Below are 20,778 nucleotides of genomic sequence, written 5' to 3'. Positions count from 1 at the left end.
ACGAAGGCGCCGCATTATAGGTCCCTATACTGGCAAAACAATGGCTTTTCAGTGCCATCGCTTAACGAAAATGCCACTACCTACATCGACCCAATGACGGGTCATTGCCCCCGACAAATCACTAACGTCTTGAGTCAAACCTTCTAACACTCGACAATGTGTTACTTCTTATTTCCATTTGGGAATCATTCATGACTGCCCCTTCCCGTTTTCTCGCCTGGTTGCTCCTGCCTGCGTTGGTGTCGTGCAGCTTCAACCTGTTGGCTGCAACCGCAGAGGGTGCCACTCAGGCTCTGCATCTACTGGACTATATCGGCGCCGATTACCCGCCGACGGTGGAGGCGGGCAAGGTTATCGATGATTCTGAATACCGTGAACAGGTGGAATTTCTTGGCGTTTTGCAGGGGCTTGTCGCTGAACTACCGGACAAGCCCGAACGCGCTGAACTGGTGAAAGGCGTTGATCAACTGGTTGCTGCCGTGAACGGGCATCAGGAGGGTGAGTCGGTAGCCCATCAGGCTCGCCAATTGGGCGCGAAGCTGGCGGTGGCCTATGAAGTCAGCCAGGCCCCGGCCATCACTCCAGACCCGACGCGTGGCGCGCCGTTGTACGCCCAGCAGTGCTCGGTGTGCCACGGCGATGCAGGCGCCGGCGACGGTCCTGCGGGCGTTGGCATGACGCCGCCACCGGCCAACCTGCGTGATACCGCGAGGCTGGACCGCTTGAGTCTCTACGGGATCTACAACACCCTTGGTCTCGGGGTCGAAGGCACTGACATGCCGTCTTTCGCCGATCAACTGGACGACCGCCAGCGCTGGGACCTGGCCACCTACATCGCCGGCTTCACCGCCAACCCGGCTGCGGCGAAAAGCGAAAAATCCTTCAACCTTGCCGAGCTGGCTCGACAGACCCCCAACGAAGTATTGGCCGCCGAAGGCCCGGACGCGGCTGTCACCTTTCGTGCGCAACGGGCGCAGCCGCCTCAGGTCAAGCGAGGCCCGGCGCAGTTGCTTGATTACACCGCGACCACCCTGGACAAGAGCCTTGCTGCCTTTCGCAACGGTGAACACGAACAGGCCTATGACCTGTCGGTGGCTGCCTACCTGGAAGGGTTCGAGCTGGTTGAAAGCTCTCTGGACAACGTCGACGCCAACGTGCGCAAGGACACCGAAAAAGCCCTGATGGCCTATCGGCAGTCGTTGCAGGATGGGTTGCCGATCGAGCAAGTCCAGCAGCGCCTGGATGTGGCCAAGGGCAAGCTCACGGAATCTGCCGGCCTGTTGGGCAGCGATGGCTTGAGCTGGTCGTTGAGCTATATCTCCGGCTTGTTGATTCTGCTGCGTGAAGGGTTGGAAGCGATTCTGGTGCTGGCGGCGATCCTCGCATTCCTGCGTAACACCGGCCAGCAATCGGCGGTGCGCAGCGTCAACGTTGGTTGGGGCCTGGCGCTGGTGGCTGGCTTGGCGACCTGGGCGTTGGCGGCGTATGTGATTGATGTCAGCGGCGCCCAACGCGAATTGCTGGAAGGCTGCACGGCGCTGTTTGCCAGCGTCATGGTGCTGTGGCTCGGGGTGTGGATGCATGACCGGCGTCACGCGGCGGCCTGGCAGGACTATATCAAGAGCAGCCTGGTGGGCGGCGGCGGGCGTTTTGGCTTTGCGGTGCTGGCGTTCTTCTCGGTCTACCGTGAGTTGTTTGAAGTGATTCTGTTCTACGAGACCCTGTGGCTGCAGGCAGGTCCCTCCGGGCACAACGCGGTACTGGCAGGCGGCGCCACGGCGCTGGTGCTGTTGATGGGCCTGGCATGGGTGATTTTGCGCGGTTCGGCAAAACTGCCGCTGGCGCTGTTTTTTGGCATCAACGCGGCGCTGCTGTGCGCACTGTCGGTGGTGTTCGCCGGGCATGGCGTCAAGGCGTTGCAGGAAGCCGGTGTCTTTGGCACGCGGCCGGTGGCGTTCTTTGACTTCGACTGGCTGGGCATCCACGCTGATGCCTATTCGCTGAGTGCCCAGGCGGTGGCAATTCTGGCGATTGTGGTGCTGTATGGCCGCAGTCGGCTGGCCGATAAGCGCCGGGCTACGGTCTGATCAAAAGGAAATACCCATGCGAGTCTGGATCGACGCCGACGCCTGCCCTCGGGCGGCCAAGGATCAGGTGGTGAAATTCGCTCTCAAGCGCCAGTTTGAAGTGGTGTTGGTGGCCGGACAGAGCCAGATCAAGCCGAGTTTTTCGTGCGTGAAGCTGATCGTCGTGCCCATCGGCCCGGACGCCGCCGATGATTACCTGGTGGAACACGCGGTGCCTGGTGAACTGGTGATTTGCAGCGATGTGCCGTTGGCGGATCGCCTGGTGAAAAACGGCGTGACTGCTCTCGACCCTCGCGGCAAGGAGTTCAGCCCGCAGAACATGAGCGAGCGGCTGGCAGTGCGCAACCTGTTCACTGATCTGCGGGAGCAGGGCCAGATGGGCGGCGGTCCGCCGCCTCACGGTGAACGGGAGAAGCAAGCCTTCGCCAATGCCCTGGACCGGATCTTGATCCGGTTGATGCGCACCGATTAATCGTTCTCGTGGGTCAGTTCCAGCACGCGGTCCACCAGTTTGTTGATCCCTGAGGCCACTTCACTGATGTTCTGCCCCAGCATGTAAGCCGGGGTGCTCACCAGTTTGCGGGCCTTGTCTTCGACAATCTCATCCACGGTACATTCCTGGTGAGTCGCACCCATCTTGTCCATGGCCGCCGCTGTGTCGGCGTCGTTGCCGATGGTGCAGATCACGCCAGGGCCGTAGATCTTCGCCGCCAAGGCCGGCGAGATGCAGATCAGCCCCACCGGCTTGCCTGCTTCAGCAAAGGCTTCAGCCAGTTCCAGCACCTGCGGATTGACGCTGCACCCGGCGCCTTCAATAGCGAAGTTCGACAGGTTTTTCGCCGCGCCAAAACCGCCGGGCACGATCAGCGCGTCAAACTCTTCGGCGCGGGCTTCTCGAATATCCTTCACCTGGCCCCGGGCAATGCGCGCCGATTCCACCAGCACGTTGCGTGATTCGGGCATTTCTTCGCCGGTCAGATGGTTGATCACATGCAACTGCGCAATATTGGGTGCAAAGCACTGCACCTGAGCGCCGCGTTGGTCCAGGCGCAGCAGGGTGATTACGCTTTCATGGATTTCAGCGCCGTCGTACACGCCACAGCCGGAAAGGATCACTGCAATCTTTTTGCTCATGGGCATTTCTCCTGATTCATGGCGTTAAATGTCTACTAATTTGTCACTCGTTGCCAATGGGATCTCAAGCCGCTACACCTAATCTTGATGTAACAATAATTGACCGGACTTGCCCATGGACTTCGTTCCTTACGCGGTACCGTTTTTCATTGCGCTGATCGTGGTCGAGCTGCTGGCCGACCGTTGGCGCGGTGAGCGCAACTATCGGGTGGCGGACGCCATTAACAGTCTCAGCACCGGCGTGCTTTCCACCACCACGGGGTTGCTGACCAAAGGTGTGGGGCTGTTGACCTATGCGTTTGCCCTCAAGCACCTGGCAGTCATCGAACTCTCGGCCCAAAGCGTCTGGACGTGGGTATTTGCCTTTGTCTTCTATGACTTCTGTTACTACTGGCTGCATCGCTGTGGCCACGAGCGCAACATCCTCTGGGCCGCGCATTCGGTGCATCACCAGAGCGAGGATTACAACCTCACCACGGCCTTGCGCCAGACCAGCACCGGCTTTCTGCTGAGCTGGATCTTCTACCTGCCGCTGACCGTGCTCGGCGTGCCGCTGGTGGTATTTATCAGCGTAGCGTCCCTCAACCTGCTGTATCAATTCTGGGTCCACACCCGCCATGTGCCCAAGCTTGGCTGGTTCGAGTGGTTTTTCGTCACGCCGTCCAATCATCGGGCTCACCATGCGCAGAACGCTCTCTACATGGATCGCAACTACGGCGGTGTGTTCATTATTTGGGACCGGCTGTTTGGCTCCTTCCAGGAGGAAGACGAAAACGAGCCGGTCATCTTTGGCGTGACCACGCCGCTGGCCAGTTGGAACCCGCTGTGGGCTAACCTGCAGTTTTATGCACAGCTGTGGAGCGATGCCCGGCGCACCGAAAGTAGGTGGGACAAGCTACGCATCTGGTTCATGCGCACCGGTTGGCGCCCGGCGGACGTGAAGGCCAAGTACCCGCTGGCCAAGCCGGACCTGAGCCAGTTCCGCAAATTCGAGGTGCCGTTGGATGCGCGCCAGCAGATTTATGTCGCCCTGCAATTCGCCGCTTATGTAGGATTTGGCAGCTATCTGATGAATTTTGGCGAAGCAATGCCGACTGCGGCCCTGGTATTGGGCTGGAGCGCGATGGCATTGGGGTTGTTTACGCTGGGCGTGGCTTTGGAGAATCGCCCATGGGCATTGAAGGCTGAGCTTGTGCGACTGGCGCTGAACGTGCCGTTGGTGTGGCTGGCGCCGCTGGTCGGGCTATGGCCGGCCAGTTCGCTGAGCTGGCTGGGGCTGCTCAGCTACAGCTTGCTTAGCGTCATCGGCCTCTACTGTTGCAGAGACCGGCTTACTCGACTGGCGTCTTAGGCGTGTTGGATGTTTGCGGTTCGCTCAACTGTTCTTCTGCCAGGCGAACCTTTTCGGCAGCGCAGGCTTCCCGGATCAGGCGGGCGTTCTTGATGCGGCGACGGATCCACAGGCCCAGGCCCAGTACCAGCAAGGCGCCCAGCACCCACAGTTCGTATTTCTTGACGCTGCCCAGCATGCCTTCAAGTACCGCGCCGAAGTGGTAGGCCGCAGCGCCCAGCGCAGTCGCCCAGATCGCCGCACCGATGCCGTTAAGCAGCAGGTAACGTCCCGGCGGATAGCCCGACAGACCGATGGCCACCGGCATGACGGTGCGCAGGCCGTAGACAAAACGGAAACTCAGCACCCAAATGTCCGGATGCCTGCGGATATGCTCCAGCGCCTTGTCACCCAGCAGTTGCCAGCGCGGCTTGCGTGCCAGCAGTTTGCGGCCATGCTTGCGCCCCAGGAAATACCACAGCTGGTCGCCGGCGTAGCTGCCGCAAAAGGCAATGACCACCACCAGGTTGATATCCATGTATCCGCGGAACGCCAGGAAGCCTGCGAGCACCAAGATGGTTTCGCCTTCGAAGAACGTGCCTAGGAAGAGGGCAAAATAGCCGAAGTCATGCAGAAGTTGTTGGAGCATTGTCTGGGTGCTAGCGAAATGAACGCGCAGCCTACGCCTTCGTGAACATTCATGAAAGTATCGAGATGTGTCACGAAGTGAACAATTCCTACAAAAACTGCGAATGCGACTACAGGTCGCATGGCTAAGCACAACTGTCATTCCTTCGTCATAATGGCCGCTTATAACTGTCACGCTCGCCCGTCAACACGGGCTCAGGAGTCTGCCGTGAGCTTCACTCCCGCCAACCGCTTGTTCCCTGCCACGCGTCTGCGCCGCAACCGCTGTGATGATTTTTCTCGCCGTCTGGTTCGTGAAAACGTCCTGACGGTGGATGATTTGATCCTGCCGGTATTTGTGCTGGACGGTGAAAACCGTCGGGAAGCGGTGGCGTCGATGCCTGGTGTCGAGCGCTTGACCATTGATCTGTTGCTTGAAGAAGCTGTGCACTGGGTCGAGTTGGGAATTGTGGCGCTGGCGCTATTCCCGGTGACGCCATCCGAACTCAAGTCACTGGACGCCGGCGAAGCCTGGAACCCCGAAGGCATCGCCCAGCGCGCCACTCGTGCCCTGCGCGAGCGTTTCCCGGAGCTTGGGGTGATTACCGACGTGGCCCTGGACCCGTTCACCACACATGGGCAGGATGGCATCCTGGACGAAGACGGTTATGTGCAGAACGACATCACCGTCGATGCACTGGTCAAGCAAGCTCTATCCCATGCGGCGGCGGGCGCTCAGGTGGTTGCTCCATCGGACATGATGGACGGTCGAATCCAGGCGATCCGCGAAGCCCTGGAGCTGGCCGATCACGTCAACGTGCGGATCATGGCCTACTCGGCCAAGTACGCCAGCGCCTATTACGGCCCGTTCCGCGATGCGGTCGGCTCGGCGCTTAACCTGGGCAAGGCCAACAAGGCCTCGTACCAGATGGACCCGGCCAACAGCCACGAAGCCCTGCACGAAGTGGCGGCAGACTTGGCCGAAGGCGCCGATATGGTTATGGTCAAGCCCGGCATGGCGTACCTGGATATCCTTTACCGCGTCAAAGATGAATTCAAGGTGCCGACCTTTGTCTATCAGGTTAGCGGTGAGTACGCCATGCACATGGCCGCGATCCAGAATGGTTGGTTGAGTGAAGGGGTGATTCTTGAATCCTTGACTGCCTTTAAACGTGCGGGAGCTGATGGCATCCTGACTTACTTTGCCGTCCGTGCCGCCCAATTGCTTAGAGAGCAAAAATAGCCCTCACAGGAACACTCGATGAATACCGAAGGACTCACAGAAGTTGCCGTAAAAGACGCTCACCCGGTGGTCGAACCAGTTGCCGAAACCCCGTCGGTACTGGAGCCCGCGCCGCCTGCCGTGATCGCGGAACCGCCGGTGGTGGTGGCGCCTGCGATCGTGATTCCGAACCTGGATGACAGCAGCCTCTACATCCATCGCGAGCTGTCGCAACTGCAATTCAACATTCGCGTGCTGGAACAGGCGCTGGATGAGTCCTACCCGCTGCTGGAGCGACTGAAGTTCCTGCTGATTTTCTCCAGCAACCTGGACGAGTTCTTCGAGATTCGTGTCGCTGGCCTCAAGAAACAGATCACCTTCGCCCGCGAACAGGCCGGTGCCGATGGCCTGCAACCGCACCAGGCCTTGGCCCGCATCAGCGAGTTGGTGCATGGTCATGTTGATCGTCAATACGCCATCCTCAACGACATCCTGTTGCCGGAACTGGAAAAACATCAGGTCCGCTTCATTCGTCGCCGCAACTGGACCGTCAAGCTCAAGACTTGGGTGCGTCGCTATTTCCGTGACGAGATCTCACCGATCATCACCCCGATCGGCCTGGACCCGACGCACCCGTTCCCGCTGCTGGTGAACAAGAGCCTGAACTTCATTGTTGAGTTGGAAGGTATCGACGCCTTCGGTCGCGATTCGGGCCTGGCGATCATTCCGGCACCGCGTCTGTTGCCGCGAATCATCAAGGTGCCCGAAGAGGTTGGGGGTGCTGGCGATAACTATGTGTTCCTTTCATCGATGATCCACGCCCACGCCGATGACCTGTTCCAGGGCATGAAGGTCAAGGGCTGCTACCAGTTCCGCCTGACCCGTAACGCGGACCTTGCGGTAGACACCGAAGACGTCGAAGACCTGGCCCGCGCCTTGCGCGGCGAATTGTTCTCCCGTCGCTACGGCGATGCAGTGCGCCTGGAAGTGGTGGACACCTGCCCCAAGCACCTGTCCGACTATTTGCTCAAGCAGTTCAACCTCGCCGAGACCGAGTTGTACCAGGTCAACGGCCCGGTGAACCTGACGCGCCTGTTCAGCATCACCAGCCTGGACAGCCATCCGGAGCTGCAATACATCCCCTTTACCCCGCAGATCCCGAAACTGCTGCAAAACAGCGAGAACATTTTCAGCATGGTCAGCAAGCAAGACATCTTGCTGCTGCACCCCTTTGAGTCGTTCACCCCGGTGGTCGACTTGCTGCGCCAGGCTGCCAAGGACCCGCATGTGTTGGCGGTGCGCCAGACCCTGTATCGCAGCGGCGCCAACTCGGAAATCGTCGATGCGCTGGTGGACGCCGCGCGTAACGGCAAGGAAGTCACTGTAGTGATCGAATTGCGCGCGCGCTTCGATGAAGAATCCAACCTGCAACTGGCCAGCCGTCTGCAAGCGGCCGGTGCGGTGGTGATCTACGGCGTGGTCGGCTTCAAGACCCACGCCAAGATGATGCTGATCCTGCGTCGTGAAGCCGGCGAAATCGTGCGTTACGCCCACTTGGGCACCGGTAACTACCACGCTGGTAACGCCAAACTCTACACCGACTACAGCCTGCTGACCTCCGACGATGCATTGTGCGAAGACGTCGGCAAACTGTTCAGCCAGTTGATCGGCATGGGCAAGACGTTGCGCATGAAGAAGCTGCTGCACGCGCCGTTCACCCTGAAAAAGGGCATGCTCGACATGATTGCCCGGGAAACCCAGTTCGCCCTCGACGGCAAGTCGGCACACATCATCGCCAAGTTCAACTCGCTGACTGATCCGAAAATCATCCGCGCGCTGTACAAGGCAAGCCAGTCTGGCGTGCGCATCGACTTGGTGGTGCGTGGCATGTGCTGCCTGCGGCCGGGCATCGCCGGGGTCTCCCATAACATCCATGTGCGCTCGATCATCGGCCGCTTCCTGGAGCACACGCGGGTGTTCTACTTTCTCAACGGCGGCGAGGAGCAGATGTTCCTCTCCAGTGCCGACTGGATGGAGCGCAACCTCGACAAACGTGTGGAGACTTGCTTCCCGGTGGAAGGCAAGAAGCTGATCATGCGGGTTAAGAAGGAACTGGAGAGTTATCTCACCGATAACACCCACAGCTGGAGCCTGCAGTCGGACGGTCGCTACGTGCGCAACACGCCAACCGGCAACCAGAACCCACGCAGCGCCCAGGCGACGTTGCTGGAGCGGTTGGGCAGCCCGGTGTTGAACGTTCGTTGAGACTCTTTTAAGCCTGACAAAAAACGGCCCTTGCGAGGGCCGTTTTTGATTGGGGCGGGTAACTCTCAATGTGGCGAGGGAGCAAGCCCCTCGCCACAGATCAACGCACGTTCAGGCTAAACCCAACCCGCGTCAGCCACTCCGCTTCCTGGGCGAAATCCGCCTGGGTCAGTTGGTTTTCGTTCAGCCAGTTTTTCGGGAACACCACATCGAGGTTGTCACCGTGCGCGCGCAAGGTGACCTGAGGCATTTCCTGGGTGCCACGAATGTGGTGGAACAAAATTGCAAACCGCAGCAGGGCGCACAGGCGAATCAGCTTGATGCCCTCGGCACCGAACTCGGCGAACTTGTCCTTGGGGATATTGCGGCGATGGCCGCGTACCAGGAGCGCAAGCATTTGCTGGTCTTCCCGGGAGAAACCGGCCAGGTCCGAGTGTTCGATCAGGTAGGCGCCGTGCTTGTGGTAATGATAGTGGGCGATGTCCAGGCCCACTTCATGGACCTTGGCCGCCCAGCCCAGCAATTCACGCCAGACGCCGTCTGCCAGGTCCCAATCCTCGGCCACCTGGTCGAAGGCATGCAGCGCCTTGCGCTCGACTCGCTCCGCTTGTTTGAGGTCGACGTGGTAGCGCTCCATCAGGGAGCCCAGGGTGCGTTCACGGACGTCTTCGTGGTGATGGCGGCCCAGCAGGTCGTAGAGCACGCCTTCGCGCAGGGCGCCATCACAGTGATCCATGCGTTGCAGTTCAAGGGCGTCGAAAATCGCTTCGAGGATCGCCAGGCCGGCGGGGAAGATCGCCCTGCGGTCAGGCTTGATGCCGTCGAAGTCGATTTTTTCGGCGTCGCCCAATTTGAAAATCTTGCGCTTGAGCCAGGCCAGGCCTTCGGCATTGACCTCGCCGGTGCCGTGGCCGCCGGCCTTCAGGGCCAGGCCAATGGCGCGGACGGTGCCGGATGAGCCGATGGCTTCACCCCAGGTCAGGCGATGCAGGGCATGTTCGATGCTCATGATCTCCAGCCGCGCCGCCGTATACGCCTGGGCATAGCGGGCCGGGGTGATCTTGCCATCCTTGAAATAACGCTGGGTGTAGCTGACGCAACCCATCTGCAGGCTTTCGCGCAGCAAGGGTTCAAAGCGTTGGCCGATGATGAACTCGGTACTGCCGCCGCCGATGTCTGCCACCAGGCGCTTGCCAGGGGTGTCGGCCAGGGTGTGGGACACGCCGAGGTAAATCAGGCGTGCTTCTTCACGACCAGAAATGACTTCTACCGGATGCCCCAGGATTTCTTCGGCGCGACGGATGAATTCGCCACGGTTACGGGCTTCCCTGAGGGCGTTGGTGCCGACAATTCGCACGGCGCCCGGAGGCATGCCGTTGATCAGTTGGGCAAAGCGCTTGAGGCAATCGAGCCCGCGCTGCATGGATTCTTCGTTGAGCTTGCGCTCTTCGTCGATCCCGGCAGCCAGTTGCACCTTTTCACCGAGCCGCTCAAGGATACGGATCTCGCCGTTCTGGGCCTTGGCCACGACCATGTGAAAGCTGTTGGAGCCCAGGTCGATGGCGGCGATCAGGGACAGATTCTTGGCTTGGGATTGCGGCATGGGTAGGGGATCTCGGTCGATAACCTCGCCATCGTGCCACGATCAAACGCTGACGCCAACGCGTAGTGCCTGGGGAATTTTGAGCTGGTCAGCCCGGCTCTTCCACCGAACCGATGAAGTTGGCCAGTTCAGCTGTCTGCGGGTTGGCAAACAGCACCTTCGGGTCGCCGACTTCGTGCACCTTGCCCTGGTGCATGAACACCAGTTTGTCACCCACCTCCCGGGCAAAACGCATCTCGTGGGTGACCATGATCAGGGTCATGCCGTCCTTGGCCAGTTGGCGGACCACGCTGAGCACTTCGTTGACCAGCTCCGGGTCCAGCGCCGAGGTGATTTCGTCGCACAGCAACACCTTGGGCGACATTGCCAGCGCACGGGCGATGGCCACACGCTGTTGCTGGCCGCCGGACAGGCGATCGGGGAAAGCATCGAACTTCTCCCCCAACCCAACCCGTTCCAGCATCTGCCTCGCCAGCTGTGCGGCCTTGGCCTTGGGCACTTTCTGCACCACCTGCGGCGCGAGCATGACGTTTTCACCCACCGTCAGATGGGGGAACAGGTTGAACTGCTGGAATACCATGCCGACTTTCTGCCGCAGGCTGCGCAGGTCGGCACGGGCGGCGTCGAGGTATTCGCCATCGACCTCGATCACGCCATCGTTGATCGACTCCAGGCCGTTGAGGGTGCGCAGCAAAGTGGATTTTCCCGAGCCGCTGCGGCCGATGATCGCGACCACCTGGCCTTCTTCGATCGTCAGGTCGATACCCTTGAGCACATGGTGATCGCCGTAATACTTATGCAGGGCAGAAATTCTAAGCAGAGGCATGCAGTCTCCTTTCCAGGTAGCGCGCACTGAGGGACAAGGGGTAGCAGAGCAGGAAGTAACCCAGCGCCACCAGGCCATAGACCATGAAGGGTTCGAAGGTGGCATTGGCGAGCATGCCGCCGGTCTTGGTCAGTTCGGTGAAGCCGATGATCGAGGTCACGGCGGTGCCTTTGACCACCTGCACCGAGAAACCTACGGTGGGCGCCACGGCGATGCGCAGGGCTTGGGGCAAGATCACGTAGCGAAGTTGCTCATACGGGTTGAGGGCCAGGCTCGCCGACGCTTCCCATTGCCCGTGGACGATGGATTCGACGCAGCCACGCCAGATCTCCGCCAGGTAGGCGCTGGTAAACAGGGTCAAGGCAATCGCCGCCGCCAGCCAGGGTGAGATATCAATCCCCAGCAGGGCCACGCCGAAGAACACCAAAAACAGCTGCATCAACAGCGGCGTGCCCTGGAACAGTTCGATGTAAGTACGCGCGACGTTGCGTGGGAACGCCTTGGTGCTGATGCGCATCGTCATCACCAGCAAACCGATCAGGCCGCCACCAATAAACGCTACCAGCGACAGCAGCAGGGTCCATTGCAGGCCGGTGAGCAGGTTGCGCACGATGTCCCAGAAGGAAAAATCACTCATCGACTGTTTCTCATCACATAGCGGCGGCCGATCCAATTGAGTAACTGACGGATCATCAACGCCATGCACAGGTAGACCAGGGTGGTCAGGGCATAGGTTTCAAAAGCGCGGAAGTTGCGCGACTGGATAAAGTTGGCGGCAAAGCTCAACTCCTCAGTGGCGATTTGCGAACAGACTGCCGAGCCGAGCATTACGATAATGATCTGGCTGCTCAGGGCGGGCCAGACCTTGCCCAGCGCCGGCAGCAGCACCACATGGCGGAACGCCTCGAAGCGGGTCATCGCCAGCGCCGCCGCGGCTTCCAGCTGTCCACGAGGAATGGCCTGGATGCCGGCACGGATAATCTCCGTGGAGTAGGCCCCCAGGTTGATCACCATCGCCAGTACAGCCGCCTGCCATTCGGAAATCTGCAGGCCGAGGGAGGGCAAACCGAAGAAGATGAAAAACAACTGCACCAGGAACGGCGTATTGCGGATCAATTCGACATACACCCCGAAGATCCAGCAAAACGGCTGGATCTTCCACGCCCGCACCACTGCCCCGGCGATCCCCAGGGCGACGCCCAGCACCGCGCCGATGGCGGTCAGCTCAAGTGTGAACAGCGCGCCGCGCAGCAACAGATCGGTATTGGCCAGGACTGGCACAAAGTCAAATTGATAGGCCATATCTAACCCTCTTCGCAGCGATTAGAGATCAGTTGGCAGCGGCTCTTTGAGCCACAGTTTTGCGTTCTTTTCCAGGCTGCCGTCGGCCTTGGCCGCGACCAGGATCTGGTTGACCTTGTCCAGCAGCGCTGGCTCGTTCTTGTTCACGCCCACGTAGACCGGCGAGTCCTTGAGCTTCACTTTCAGTGCCGGCACGCGCTTGGGATTGCGCGCGCTGATGGCCACCATGACCACGTTGCCGCTGGCGATCAGGTCTACCTGGCCTGCGAGGTAGGCGGCGATGGTTGAATTGTTGTCTTCAAAGCGCTTGATGGTGGCTTCTTTGGGCGCGACGGCGGTCAGCTCGATGTCTTCGATGGCACCACGGGTCACGCTGATGGTTTTGCCCTTGAGGTCGTCGAGGGTGCTGATCGTGGCGTCAGGCGGACCGAAGACCGCCAGGTAGAACGGCGCATAAGCTTTGGAGAAATCGATGACTTTTTCCCGCTCCGGATTCTTGCCCAGGCTGGAAATCACTAGGTCGACCTTGCCGGTGGTCAGGAACGGAATGCGATTGGTGCTGTTGACTGGGGTCAGTTCCAGCTTGACCTTGAGCTGGTCGGCCAACAGTTTTGCGGTATCGATATCCAGGCCGCGAGGCTTCATGTCGGGTCCTACCGAACCAAACGGCGGGAAGTCCTGAGGCACGGCGACCTTGAGGGTGCCACGGGCAACGATATCGTCCAGGCTGTCAGCCTGTGCGGGCGCCTGGCTCAGCATCAGGCTGGCAAACAGGGCAGTGAGCAGGACGCTGCAACGCTTGGTCATGGCAACTCTCCGAAAAGGGCGAAGGGATTTTCTGATTTCTGCCAGTGCACAGCCCATGCCATCACTGCCTGGATCGGCTGAAAGATCGGTACTTGTTGAGCTACGGCGGTCTTACTGGTCTGAACAGTTACTGCGCTTTTTGCACCCTTTTCGAGCGTTGCCAAAACCCCACGAGCCCCTTTAGGGCGTGGCTTGCCGGCTGGTGCGAATAGCTTTACAACTAGCCGATCAGTTGACTGGAAACTTGAGTTTTTATGAATTCCATCGCGCAGGCCGTACCGGAGGTGGCGTTGCAAGCCATCCGCAAACTGATCGCTGAAGAGGGTTTCGGGCCGGGCGATGCGCTGCCCTCCCAGCGCGACCTGGCGCTGCAATTGGGCGTGAGTCGCGCCTCGTTGCGCGAAGCCTTGTCTTCCCTCAGCGCTTTGGGCGTGGTCAGTGTGCAGCCAGGTAAAGGTGTGTTCGTACAAGCGCCCGAGGAAACCCCGGGGCTGGCCTGGCCTTTTGCTGCGCAGGCCACGCCGCTGGACATCTTTCAACTGCGCTACGCCCTGGAAGGGTTCGCGGCGGGGCTGGCGGCGGTGACGTTGACCACCGATGAGCTGGATCTCCTGGAAGATAATGTCGAGGCGATGCGCAAGGAGTTCAAGATCGGCGACTTTGAGGCGTCGGCCCGGCTAGACTTCGAATTCCACCAGCACATCCTCCAGGCCAGCGGCAATCAGGCGATGCTCAGCATTCTCAGTGCCAGTGCCGAGGTGTTTCTGGAGAGCCAGAAGCTACCGTTCATCCGGCCGGAGCGTGCCATGGAAACCTGGCAGGAGCACCGCAAGATTCTCCGGGCGCTGGCCCGGCGCGCTAGCGGGGTGGCGCAGAAAACCATGCAGGAACACGTACGCAATGCGGCGTTGCGTACAGGAATTGCCTTCATTACTCCCGTCGCACCTTAAGTTGGGCTATACCCAAACTCATGCACCACCATAGCAAGACTCAATCAGAGGCGGCTTCCTGAACGAGGGAAGGGCAGCTATGATGGGCAACGTTTTTTTTGCTTACAACCCGGAGACATCCATGAGCAACGATCTTATCAAGCACGTCACCGACGCGACCTTTGAGGCAGAAGTACTTCAGGCCCAAGGCCCGGTGCTGGTTGACTACTGGGCTGAATGGTGTGGTCCTTGCAAAATGATCGCTCCGGTCCTGGACGACATTGCTACCACTTACGCAGGCAAACTGACCATTGCCAAGCTGAACATCGACGACAACCAGGAAACCCCGGCCAAGCATGGCGTGCGTGGTATCCCGACGCTGATGCTGTTCAAGAACGGCAACGTCGAAGCCACCAAGGTCGGCGCACTGTCCAAGTCCCAGTTGCAAGCATTCCTCGACGCCAACATCTAAGCGTCGTAAAAAAAGCCCCGCAAATTGCGGGGCTTTTTCGTAAGTCAGGGCTAGACGCTCTGAAACTCAGGTGGTACATTCGGTCCCGCACTGGTTTCTCCACTGCCCCCTGCAAGCCGTCGCCGACGCTCTTCTTTTCGATTAGTACGCGATTCTGTCGCCTTCTCTGCGGCGCGGCCTCATTAAGCCCAAAGCTTAATTCCCCCCCTCCATAAATGATTACGTCATTCCTATATGAATCTGACTGAACTCAAGCAAAAGCCGATTACCGAACTGCTCGAATTGGCCGAACAGATGGGCATAGAAAATATGGCCCGTTCGCGCAAGCAGGACGTGATTTTCTCCTTGTTGAAAAAGCACGCGAAAAGCGGCGAGGAAATCTCCGGTGATGGCGTGCTGGAGATCCTCCAGGACGGCTTCGGCTTCCTCCGCTCTGCAGACGCTTCCTATCTTGCCGGTCCAGACGATATCTACGTCTCGCCGAGCCAGATCCGTCGCTTCAACTTGCGCACCGGTGACACCATCGTTGGCAAGATCCGTCCTCCGAAGGAAGGCGAGCGTTATTTCGCCCTGCTCAAGGTCGATACGATCAACTACGATCGTCCCGAGAACGCGAAAAACAAGATTCTCTTCGAGAACTTGACGCCGCTGTTCCCGACCGTGCGCATGAAGATGGAAGCCGGCAACGGTTCCACCGAAGACTTGACCGGTCGTGTCATCGACCTGTGCGCCCCGATCGGTAAAGGCCAGCGTGGCCTGATCGTCGCGCCACCGAAGGCTGGCAAGACCATCATGCTGCAGAACATCGCAGCGAACATCGCTCGTAACAATCCTGAAGTTCACCTGATCGTATTGTTGATCGATGAGCGTCCGGAAGAAGTGACCGAAATGCAGCGCACCGTGCGCGGCGAAGTGGTTGCCTCGACGTTCGATGAGCCGCCAACCCGCCACGTGCAGGTTGCCGAAATGGTGATCGAGAAGGCCAAGCGCCTGGTCGAGCACAAGAAGGACGTGGTGATTCTGCTCGACTCCATCACCCGTCTGGCCCGTGCCTATAACACCGTGATCCCGAGCTCCGGCAAGGTCCTCACCGGTGGTGTCGATGCCCACGCCCTGGAGAAACCTAAACGTTTCTTCGGCGCCGCACGGAACATCGAAGAAGGCGGCTCGCTGACCATCATCGCCACCGCGCTGGTTGAAACCGGCTCGAAGATGGATGAAGTGATCTACGAAGAATTCAAAGGTACCGGCAACATGGAATTGCCTTTGGATCGTAAGATCGCTGAAAAACGCGTCTTCCCGGCCATCAACATCAACCGCTCCGGCACCCGCCGCGAAGAGTTGCTGACTGCCGACGACGAACTGCAACGCATGTGGATCCTGCGCAAGCTGCTGCACCCGATGGACGAAGTAGCCGCCATCGAGTTCCTGATCGACAAGTTGAAACAAACCAAGACCAACGACGAGTTTTTCTTGTCGATGAAGCGCAAGTAACGCGACTTTTCAGGTCGAAAAAAGATGGCGCCCTACGGGGCGCTATTTTTTTTGTGTCGAGAGAGGGAGGTTTAGGCACTATGCGTGTCTGTTAAGAAACAAAAAAGGTGAGCACGTCTACGCTCACCCCATTCGCATCTGACTGACAATAAGACTTTATGACCACATTTGCTTACCGACGGGATATCGACGGCCTGCGCGCAATAGCTGTAATCGCTGTAGTGTTATTCCATTTTGGCGTTCCAGGGTTCACAGGCGGCTTTATTGGCGTCGACGTGTTCTTTGTGATTTCTGGCTACTTGATCACTTCCATCATCTGGCGCGAGCGCCAATCCAATCGTTTCAGTTTCGTGGATTTCTGGGCCCGTCGTGCCCGGCGCATCCTGCCTGCGCTGTTCGTGATGATGATCGCGGCGCTGCTGATGGGCTGGTTTCTGCTGGCGCCCAAGGACTATGAAGAGCTGGGGCGTTCGGTGCGCTATCAGGTGCTGTTCACCTCCAACCTGCTGTTTATGCGTCAGGACGGCTACTTTGACGTGGCGTCCGACCTCAAGCCCTTGCTGCACACTTGGTCGCTGGCGGTGGAGGAGCAGTTCTACATCCTGTTTCCGCTGTTACTGGCGCTGCTGTCTCGTTACTTGAAACACTGGCGCACGGCGTTGTTCGCGGTGTTGCTGGTGTCGTTCGGGCTCAGTGTCTGGGCCGTGGCTTATCACCCGGAAAAAGCCTTCTTCCTGCTGCCGATGCGAGCCTGGGAGCTACTTGCCGGTGCCATGCTGGCGGTACAGCCCAAGCGTAACTGGCGCGCATCACCGGCCCTGGCTCAAGGCGTCAGCCTGGTGTCCATGGTGCTGATCCTGGTGGCGGTGTTCTGTTTTGACCCCCGCACGCCATTTCCAGGTGTGGCGGCGTTGCTGCCGGTGCTGGGCGTGGTCGGGCTGATATGGGCCAACGGACATCAGCAAACGCTGATGGGACGGCTGCTGGGCACGCGAGTGCTGGTGGGGCTGGGGCTGATTTCCTATTCCTGGTACCTGTGGCATTGGCCAGTGTTTGTTTTTGCCAGTTATGCCAGCGTCGATGGTCTGGGGCCGTTCGAGCTCGCTGGGCTGATTATGTTGACCCTGGGACTGGGTTACCTGTCCTGGCGGCTGGTGGAAAGCCCGTTCCGGGAAAAGCGTTTGTTGGCGGGACGCAAGGCGATATTGGCTGCGGCGGGCGTCGGCATTCTTTGTATCGGCCTGGCCGGGCAAGCGTTGCGCTGGACCGATGGCTTGCCCTGGCGGCTGTCCGAGGAGGCGTTGCGTTATGCCCAGGCCAAAGAGTGGAGCCCGGAACTGTTGGCGTGCCTGGCCGAGAAGGACACCCCTGATGACCGGCTTTTCTGCCATTTCGGGCCCAAGAGTCGCTCGGTTTCCGCCCTGGTCTGGGGCGACAGCCATGCCACGGCGTTGATCCCGGCCCTTGAGGATGGGGCGCAGAAACACGATATCAGCCTGGTTCAGGCCAGTTTTGCCGGCTGCGTGCCCCTTGCAGGCCTGGAAGGTATTCCCCGTTGTGCGCATTTCAACCAGCGCGTGCAGGAGGTCCTGGTCCAGCAAACCTTCAGCGATGTGGTGCTGGTGGCCCGTTGGAGCCTATACGTTTATGGGCAGGCGTCTGGTGACAAAGAGCATGCGCTCAAGGACCCGGCCACCGGCCACTACGTGCAGGCTATTGCCGAACAGCGTTTCGCCGAGGGCATGCGTGAGCGCGTCGCCGGGTTGCGCGCCGCAGGGCATCGGGTCTGGCTGGTCAAGGAAGTGCCGCTGCAGGAGTTTAGCGTGCCGTACCGCCTGAGCCGTCTGGCGATGCTCCATCGGCCGGTGGAAGGCCAAGGATTACCGCTGGCTCAGCACTTGCAGCGCCAGGGGTTCATCAACCAGTTGTTCGATCAGATGGCCGCCGCCGACTCAGGCGTCGTAGCGTTGGACCCTGCGTCCCGGTTGTGTGCTATCGACAGCCTGTGCCGGGTCGAACTCAATGGCCAGGCGCTGTATACCGACGACAACCACATTTCCGAGGTGGGCGCGCGCTACATTGAGGGTTTTCTGGAGCCGTTGTTCAGTTCGCTGCAATCGCGAGGGCTGACGGCCAATTAAGCGTGCGCGGCACTCAATTGCACCGCGATAAGCTGCCAGCCGCCCTCAGAGCAGGTAGGATGTACGCCTATTTTACGGGTGGCATGGTTAATGAAATTCAAGGATCTTCGGGATTTCGTGCAGCAACTTGAGCAGCGCGGAGAGTTGAAACGTATCCAGGTGCCGATTTCCCCGGTCCTGGAAATGACTGAGATTTGCGACCGCACCTTGCGTAACAAGGGCCCGGCGTTGCTGTTCGAAAAACCGGTGGGCTTTGATATTCCGGTGCTCGGCAACCTGTTCGGCACCCCCGAGCGAGTGGCCTTTGGCATGGGTGCCGAAGCGGTCAGCGAGTTGCGCGAGATTGGCAAGCTGCTGGCCTTCCTCAAGGAGCCCGAGCCACCCAAGGGCCTGAAAGACGCCTGGTCGAAGCTGCCGATCTTCCGCAAGATCATTGCCATGGCCCCCAAGGTGGTCAAGGATGCGGTATGCCAGGAAGTCGTCATCGAAGGCGATGACGTCGACCTTGGCATGCTTCCGGTGCAAACCTGCTGGCCCGGCGACGTTGGCCCGCTGATCACCTGGGGCCTGACCGTTACCAAGGGCCCGAACAAGGACCGCCAGAACCTCGGCATTTACCGTCAGCAAGTGATCGGCCGCAACAAGGTCATCATGCGTTGGCTGAGTCACCGAGGTGGTGCGCTGGATTATCGCGAGTGGTGCGAGAAGCATCCCGGCAAACCGTTCCCGGTCGCCGTGGCCCTGGGCGCAGACCCGGCAACCATCCTCGGCGCGGTGACGCCGGTGCCCGACAGCCTGTCCGAATACGCCTTTGCCGGATTGCTGCGCGGTAATCGCACCGAGCTGGTGAAGTGCCGTGGCAACGACCTGCAAGTGCCGGCGACTGCCGAAATTATCCTCGAAGGCGTGATACATCCCGGGGAGATGGCTGCTGAAGGTCCGTATGGCGACCACACCGGCTACTACAACGAAGTCGACAGCTTCCCAGTGTTCACCGTCGAGCGCATCACCCACCGGATCAAGCCGATCTACCACAGCACCTACACGGGCCGCCCGCCCGATGAGCCGGCGATTCTCGGCGTGGCGCTGAACGAAGTATTCGTGCCTATCCTGCAGAAGCAGTTTCCGGAAATCACCGACTTCTACCTGCCGCCTGAAGGTTGCTCGTATCGCATGGCCATCGTGACCATGAAGAAGTCGTATCCGGGCCACGCCAAGCGGGTAATGCTCGGTGTCTGGTCGTTTTTACGACAGTTCATGTACACCAAGTTCGTTATTGTGACCGACGACGACATCAACGCCCGGGACTGGAATGACGTGATCTGGGCCATTACCACGCGCATGGACCCCAAGCGCGACACGGTGATGATCGACAACACGCCAATCGACTACCTCGACTTCGCCTCGCCGGTATCAGGCCTGGGATCAAAAATGGGCCTGGATGCCACCCATAAATGGCCGGGTGAAACCACCCGCGAGTGGGGCCGGGTGATCGTCAAGGACGAGGCGGTGACTGCTCGTATCGATGCGCTCTGGAAAGAATTAGGAATAGATTGATGCGTGTAACCCTGCAGCCTTCCGGTGCGGTACTTGAGCTTGTGCCCGGTGAGCGGATTCTCGATGGCGCGCGGCGCCTGGGCTACGATTGCCCCCAGGCCTGTCGCAACGGCGTGTGCCACGTGTGCGCGGCACTGCTGGTCGAGGGCCGCGTGCAGCAGGCCGGCGAGGTGCGTGACCATGGCGAATTCTATACCTGCATTGCCGAGCCGCTGGAGGATTGCATCGTTCTATGGGATGGCGTGTTGGCGCCGGGAGAGTTGCCCGTGCGCAAGCTGTCGTGCCAACTGAGCGAGTGCGTGGACATCGGCGGTGATGTCTGGCGCGTCCGCTTGCGGGCGCCGGCCGGCAAGCCAGTGCGTTATCACGCCGGGCAGTACTTGATGATTGAGCGGGAAAACGGCGAGAAGTCGGCGTTTTCACTGGCCTCGGCCCCCCACGGTGGACGTGAGCTTGAGCTGCATGTGCTGGTCCGCGAAGACAGTGCCCGTAGCCTGATCGAGCAGTTGCAACGCAACCAGATGGCGCGGGTCGAATTTCCGTTTGGTGATACTCACCTGGCGGAATTGCCCGACGGGCCGCTGGTGTTGATCGCCGCCGGTACCGGCATGGCGCAGATGCACAGCCTGATCGAACATTGCCGGGCCAGCGGTTTCAAACACCCGGTGCACCTGTATTGGGGCGTGCGTCGTCCCGACGACTTTTATCAGATCGAGCATTGGGAGCAGTGGAAGCAACTGTCCAACCTGTTCCTGCACAAAGTGGTCAGCGACCTTTGCGGTTGGGAAGGGCGCTGCGGAATGTTGCATGAAGCAGTGTGCGAAGACATCAGCGAACTCAAGGCCGTGCATGTCTACGCCAGCGGTTCCCCGGCGATGATCTATGCCACGCTGGATGCGTTGGTGACGGCCGGCATGGATGCGCACCAGATGCGTGCCGATGTGTTTGCCTATGCCCCAAGGTCCTAACCTCAAAGGCTGCC

Annotated in this window: 18 protein-coding genes; 11 read left to right on the top strand and 7 right to left on the bottom strand. The window is 59.7% G+C overall.

Annotated elements, in window-relative coordinates:
• Positions 1-191 precede the first annotated feature (191 nt).
• Complete coding sequence (locus tag FQ182_RS01620) at positions 192-2,087, top strand: FTR1 family protein (RefSeq protein ID WP_149412325.1); 1,896 nt, start codon at positions 192-194, stop codon at positions 2,085-2,087.
• Between the two features lie 16 nt (positions 2,088-2,103).
• Positions 2,104-2,559 (top strand): DUF188 domain-containing protein, encoded by a 456-nt coding sequence (locus tag FQ182_RS01615; protein ID WP_149412324.1) that lies wholly within the window; start codon positions 2,104-2,106, stop codon positions 2,557-2,559.
• Here the strand turns inward: FQ182_RS01615 and elbB are convergent.
• Entirely contained in the window at positions 2,556-3,221 is a 666-nt protein-coding gene (gene elbB / locus FQ182_RS01610; protein WP_149412323.1) for an isoprenoid biosynthesis glyoxalase ElbB, read from the bottom strand. The two genes, FQ182_RS01615 and elbB, sit on opposite strands and share 4 nt — an antisense overlap.
• A 115-nt stretch (positions 3,222-3,336) precedes the next feature.
• Here elbB and FQ182_RS01605 point away from each other — a divergent pair, with 115 nt between their 5' ends.
• Positions 3,337-4,572 carry a sterol desaturase family protein gene (locus FQ182_RS01605; protein WP_149412322.1) on the top strand — a complete coding sequence of 412 codons (1,236 nt, stop codon included), beginning with the start codon at positions 3,337-3,339 and terminating at the stop codon, positions 4,570-4,572.
• Here the strand turns inward: FQ182_RS01605 and FQ182_RS01600 are convergent.
• Positions 4,553-5,200: a DedA family protein gene (locus FQ182_RS01600; RefSeq protein ID WP_149412321.1), complete on the bottom strand. Its 648-nt coding sequence runs from the start codon at positions 5,198-5,200 to the stop codon at positions 4,553-4,555. The two genes, FQ182_RS01605 and FQ182_RS01600, sit on opposite strands and share 20 nt — an antisense overlap.
• Positions 5,201-5,407: 207 nt before the next feature.
• On the opposite strand from FQ182_RS01600, the gene hemB reads away from it, so the two are divergent.
• On the top strand, positions 5,408-6,421 hold the full coding sequence (gene hemB / locus FQ182_RS01595) for a porphobilinogen synthase (protein ID WP_149412320.1): 1,014 nt from the start codon (positions 5,408-5,410) through the stop codon (positions 6,419-6,421).
• Positions 6,422-6,439: 18 nt separating this feature from the next.
• Positions 6,440-8,665, top strand: a complete 2,226-nt coding sequence (gene ppk1 / locus FQ182_RS01590; RefSeq protein WP_149412319.1) for a polyphosphate kinase 1 — start codon at positions 6,440-6,442, stop codon at positions 8,663-8,665.
• Between the two features lie 100 nt (positions 8,666-8,765).
• Here the strand turns inward: ppk1 and ppx are convergent, their stop codons facing one another.
• The 5 genes from ppx to FQ182_RS01565 all read right to left on the bottom strand — a co-directional run bounded on the left by ppx (position 8,766) and on the right by FQ182_RS01565 (position 13,203).
• Entirely contained in the window at positions 8,766-10,268 is a 1,503-nt protein-coding gene (ppx, locus tag FQ182_RS01585; protein WP_149412318.1) for an exopolyphosphatase, read from the bottom strand.
• An 88-nt stretch (positions 10,269-10,356) separates the two neighbouring features.
• Positions 10,357-11,094 carry an amino acid ABC transporter ATP-binding protein gene (locus tag FQ182_RS01580; protein ID WP_149412317.1) on the bottom strand — a complete coding sequence of 246 codons (738 nt, stop codon included), beginning with the start codon at positions 11,092-11,094 and terminating at the stop codon, positions 10,357-10,359.
• A complete protein-coding gene (locus tag FQ182_RS01575) occupies positions 11,081-11,731 on the bottom strand; it encodes an amino acid ABC transporter permease (RefSeq protein ID WP_133100833.1) in 651 nt (216 codons plus the stop codon). Before FQ182_RS01575 ends, FQ182_RS01580 begins: the two co-directional genes overlap by 14 nt.
• Positions 11,728-12,396, bottom strand: coding sequence for an amino acid ABC transporter permease (locus tag FQ182_RS01570; protein WP_149412316.1), 669 nt, complete (start codon positions 12,394-12,396; stop codon positions 11,728-11,730). The genes FQ182_RS01575 and FQ182_RS01570 overlap by 4 nt, the downstream gene beginning before the upstream one ends.
• Positions 12,397-12,417: 21 nt before the next feature.
• Positions 12,418-13,203 (bottom strand): transporter substrate-binding domain-containing protein, encoded by a 786-nt coding sequence (locus FQ182_RS01565; protein ID WP_149412315.1) that lies wholly within the window; start codon positions 13,201-13,203, stop codon positions 12,418-12,420.
• Between the two features lie 254 nt (positions 13,204-13,457).
• Between FQ182_RS01565 and FQ182_RS01560 the strand changes: the two genes are divergently transcribed.
• From FQ182_RS01560 to FQ182_RS01535, 6 genes are all read left to right on the top strand, one after another.
• A complete protein-coding gene (locus FQ182_RS01560; RefSeq protein ID WP_149412314.1) occupies positions 13,458-14,153 on the top strand; it encodes a FadR/GntR family transcriptional regulator in 696 nt (231 codons plus the stop codon).
• 121 nt (positions 14,154-14,274) lie between these two features.
• The gene (trxA, locus tag FQ182_RS01555) at positions 14,275-14,604 is read left to right on the top strand and encodes a thioredoxin TrxA (RefSeq protein ID WP_133100837.1); all 330 of its coding nucleotides are present in this window, start codon (positions 14,275-14,277) and stop codon (positions 14,602-14,604) included.
• A 234-nt stretch (positions 14,605-14,838) separates the two neighbouring features.
• A complete protein-coding gene (rho, locus tag FQ182_RS01550) occupies positions 14,839-16,098 on the top strand; it encodes a transcription termination factor Rho (RefSeq protein ID WP_133100838.1) in 1,260 nt (419 codons plus the stop codon).
• 158 nt (positions 16,099-16,256) lie between these two features.
• A complete protein-coding gene (locus FQ182_RS01545; protein WP_149412313.1) occupies positions 16,257-18,239 on the top strand; it encodes an acyltransferase family protein in 1,983 nt (660 codons plus the stop codon).
• Between the two features lie 90 nt (positions 18,240-18,329).
• Positions 18,330-19,796, top strand: coding sequence for a 4-hydroxy-3-polyprenylbenzoate decarboxylase (gene ubiD, locus FQ182_RS01540; RefSeq protein ID WP_133100840.1), 1,467 nt, complete (start codon positions 18,330-18,332; stop codon positions 19,794-19,796).
• Positions 19,796-20,764 carry a CDP-6-deoxy-delta-3,4-glucoseen reductase gene (locus FQ182_RS01535; protein ID WP_149412312.1) on the top strand — a complete coding sequence of 323 codons (969 nt, stop codon included), beginning with the start codon at positions 19,796-19,798 and terminating at the stop codon, positions 20,762-20,764. The genes ubiD and FQ182_RS01535 overlap by 1 nt, the downstream gene beginning before the upstream one ends.
• Positions 20,765-20,778 lie beyond the last annotated feature (14 nt).

Origin of the sequence: Pseudomonas sp. ANT_H4 (assembly GCF_008369295.1) — a bacterium.
GTDB lineage: Bacteria > Pseudomonadota > Gammaproteobacteria > Pseudomonadales > Pseudomonadaceae > Aquipseudomonas.
The sequence above is the reverse complement of the archived record's forward strand: the minus strand, read 5'-3'. Positions and strand labels throughout refer to the sequence as shown.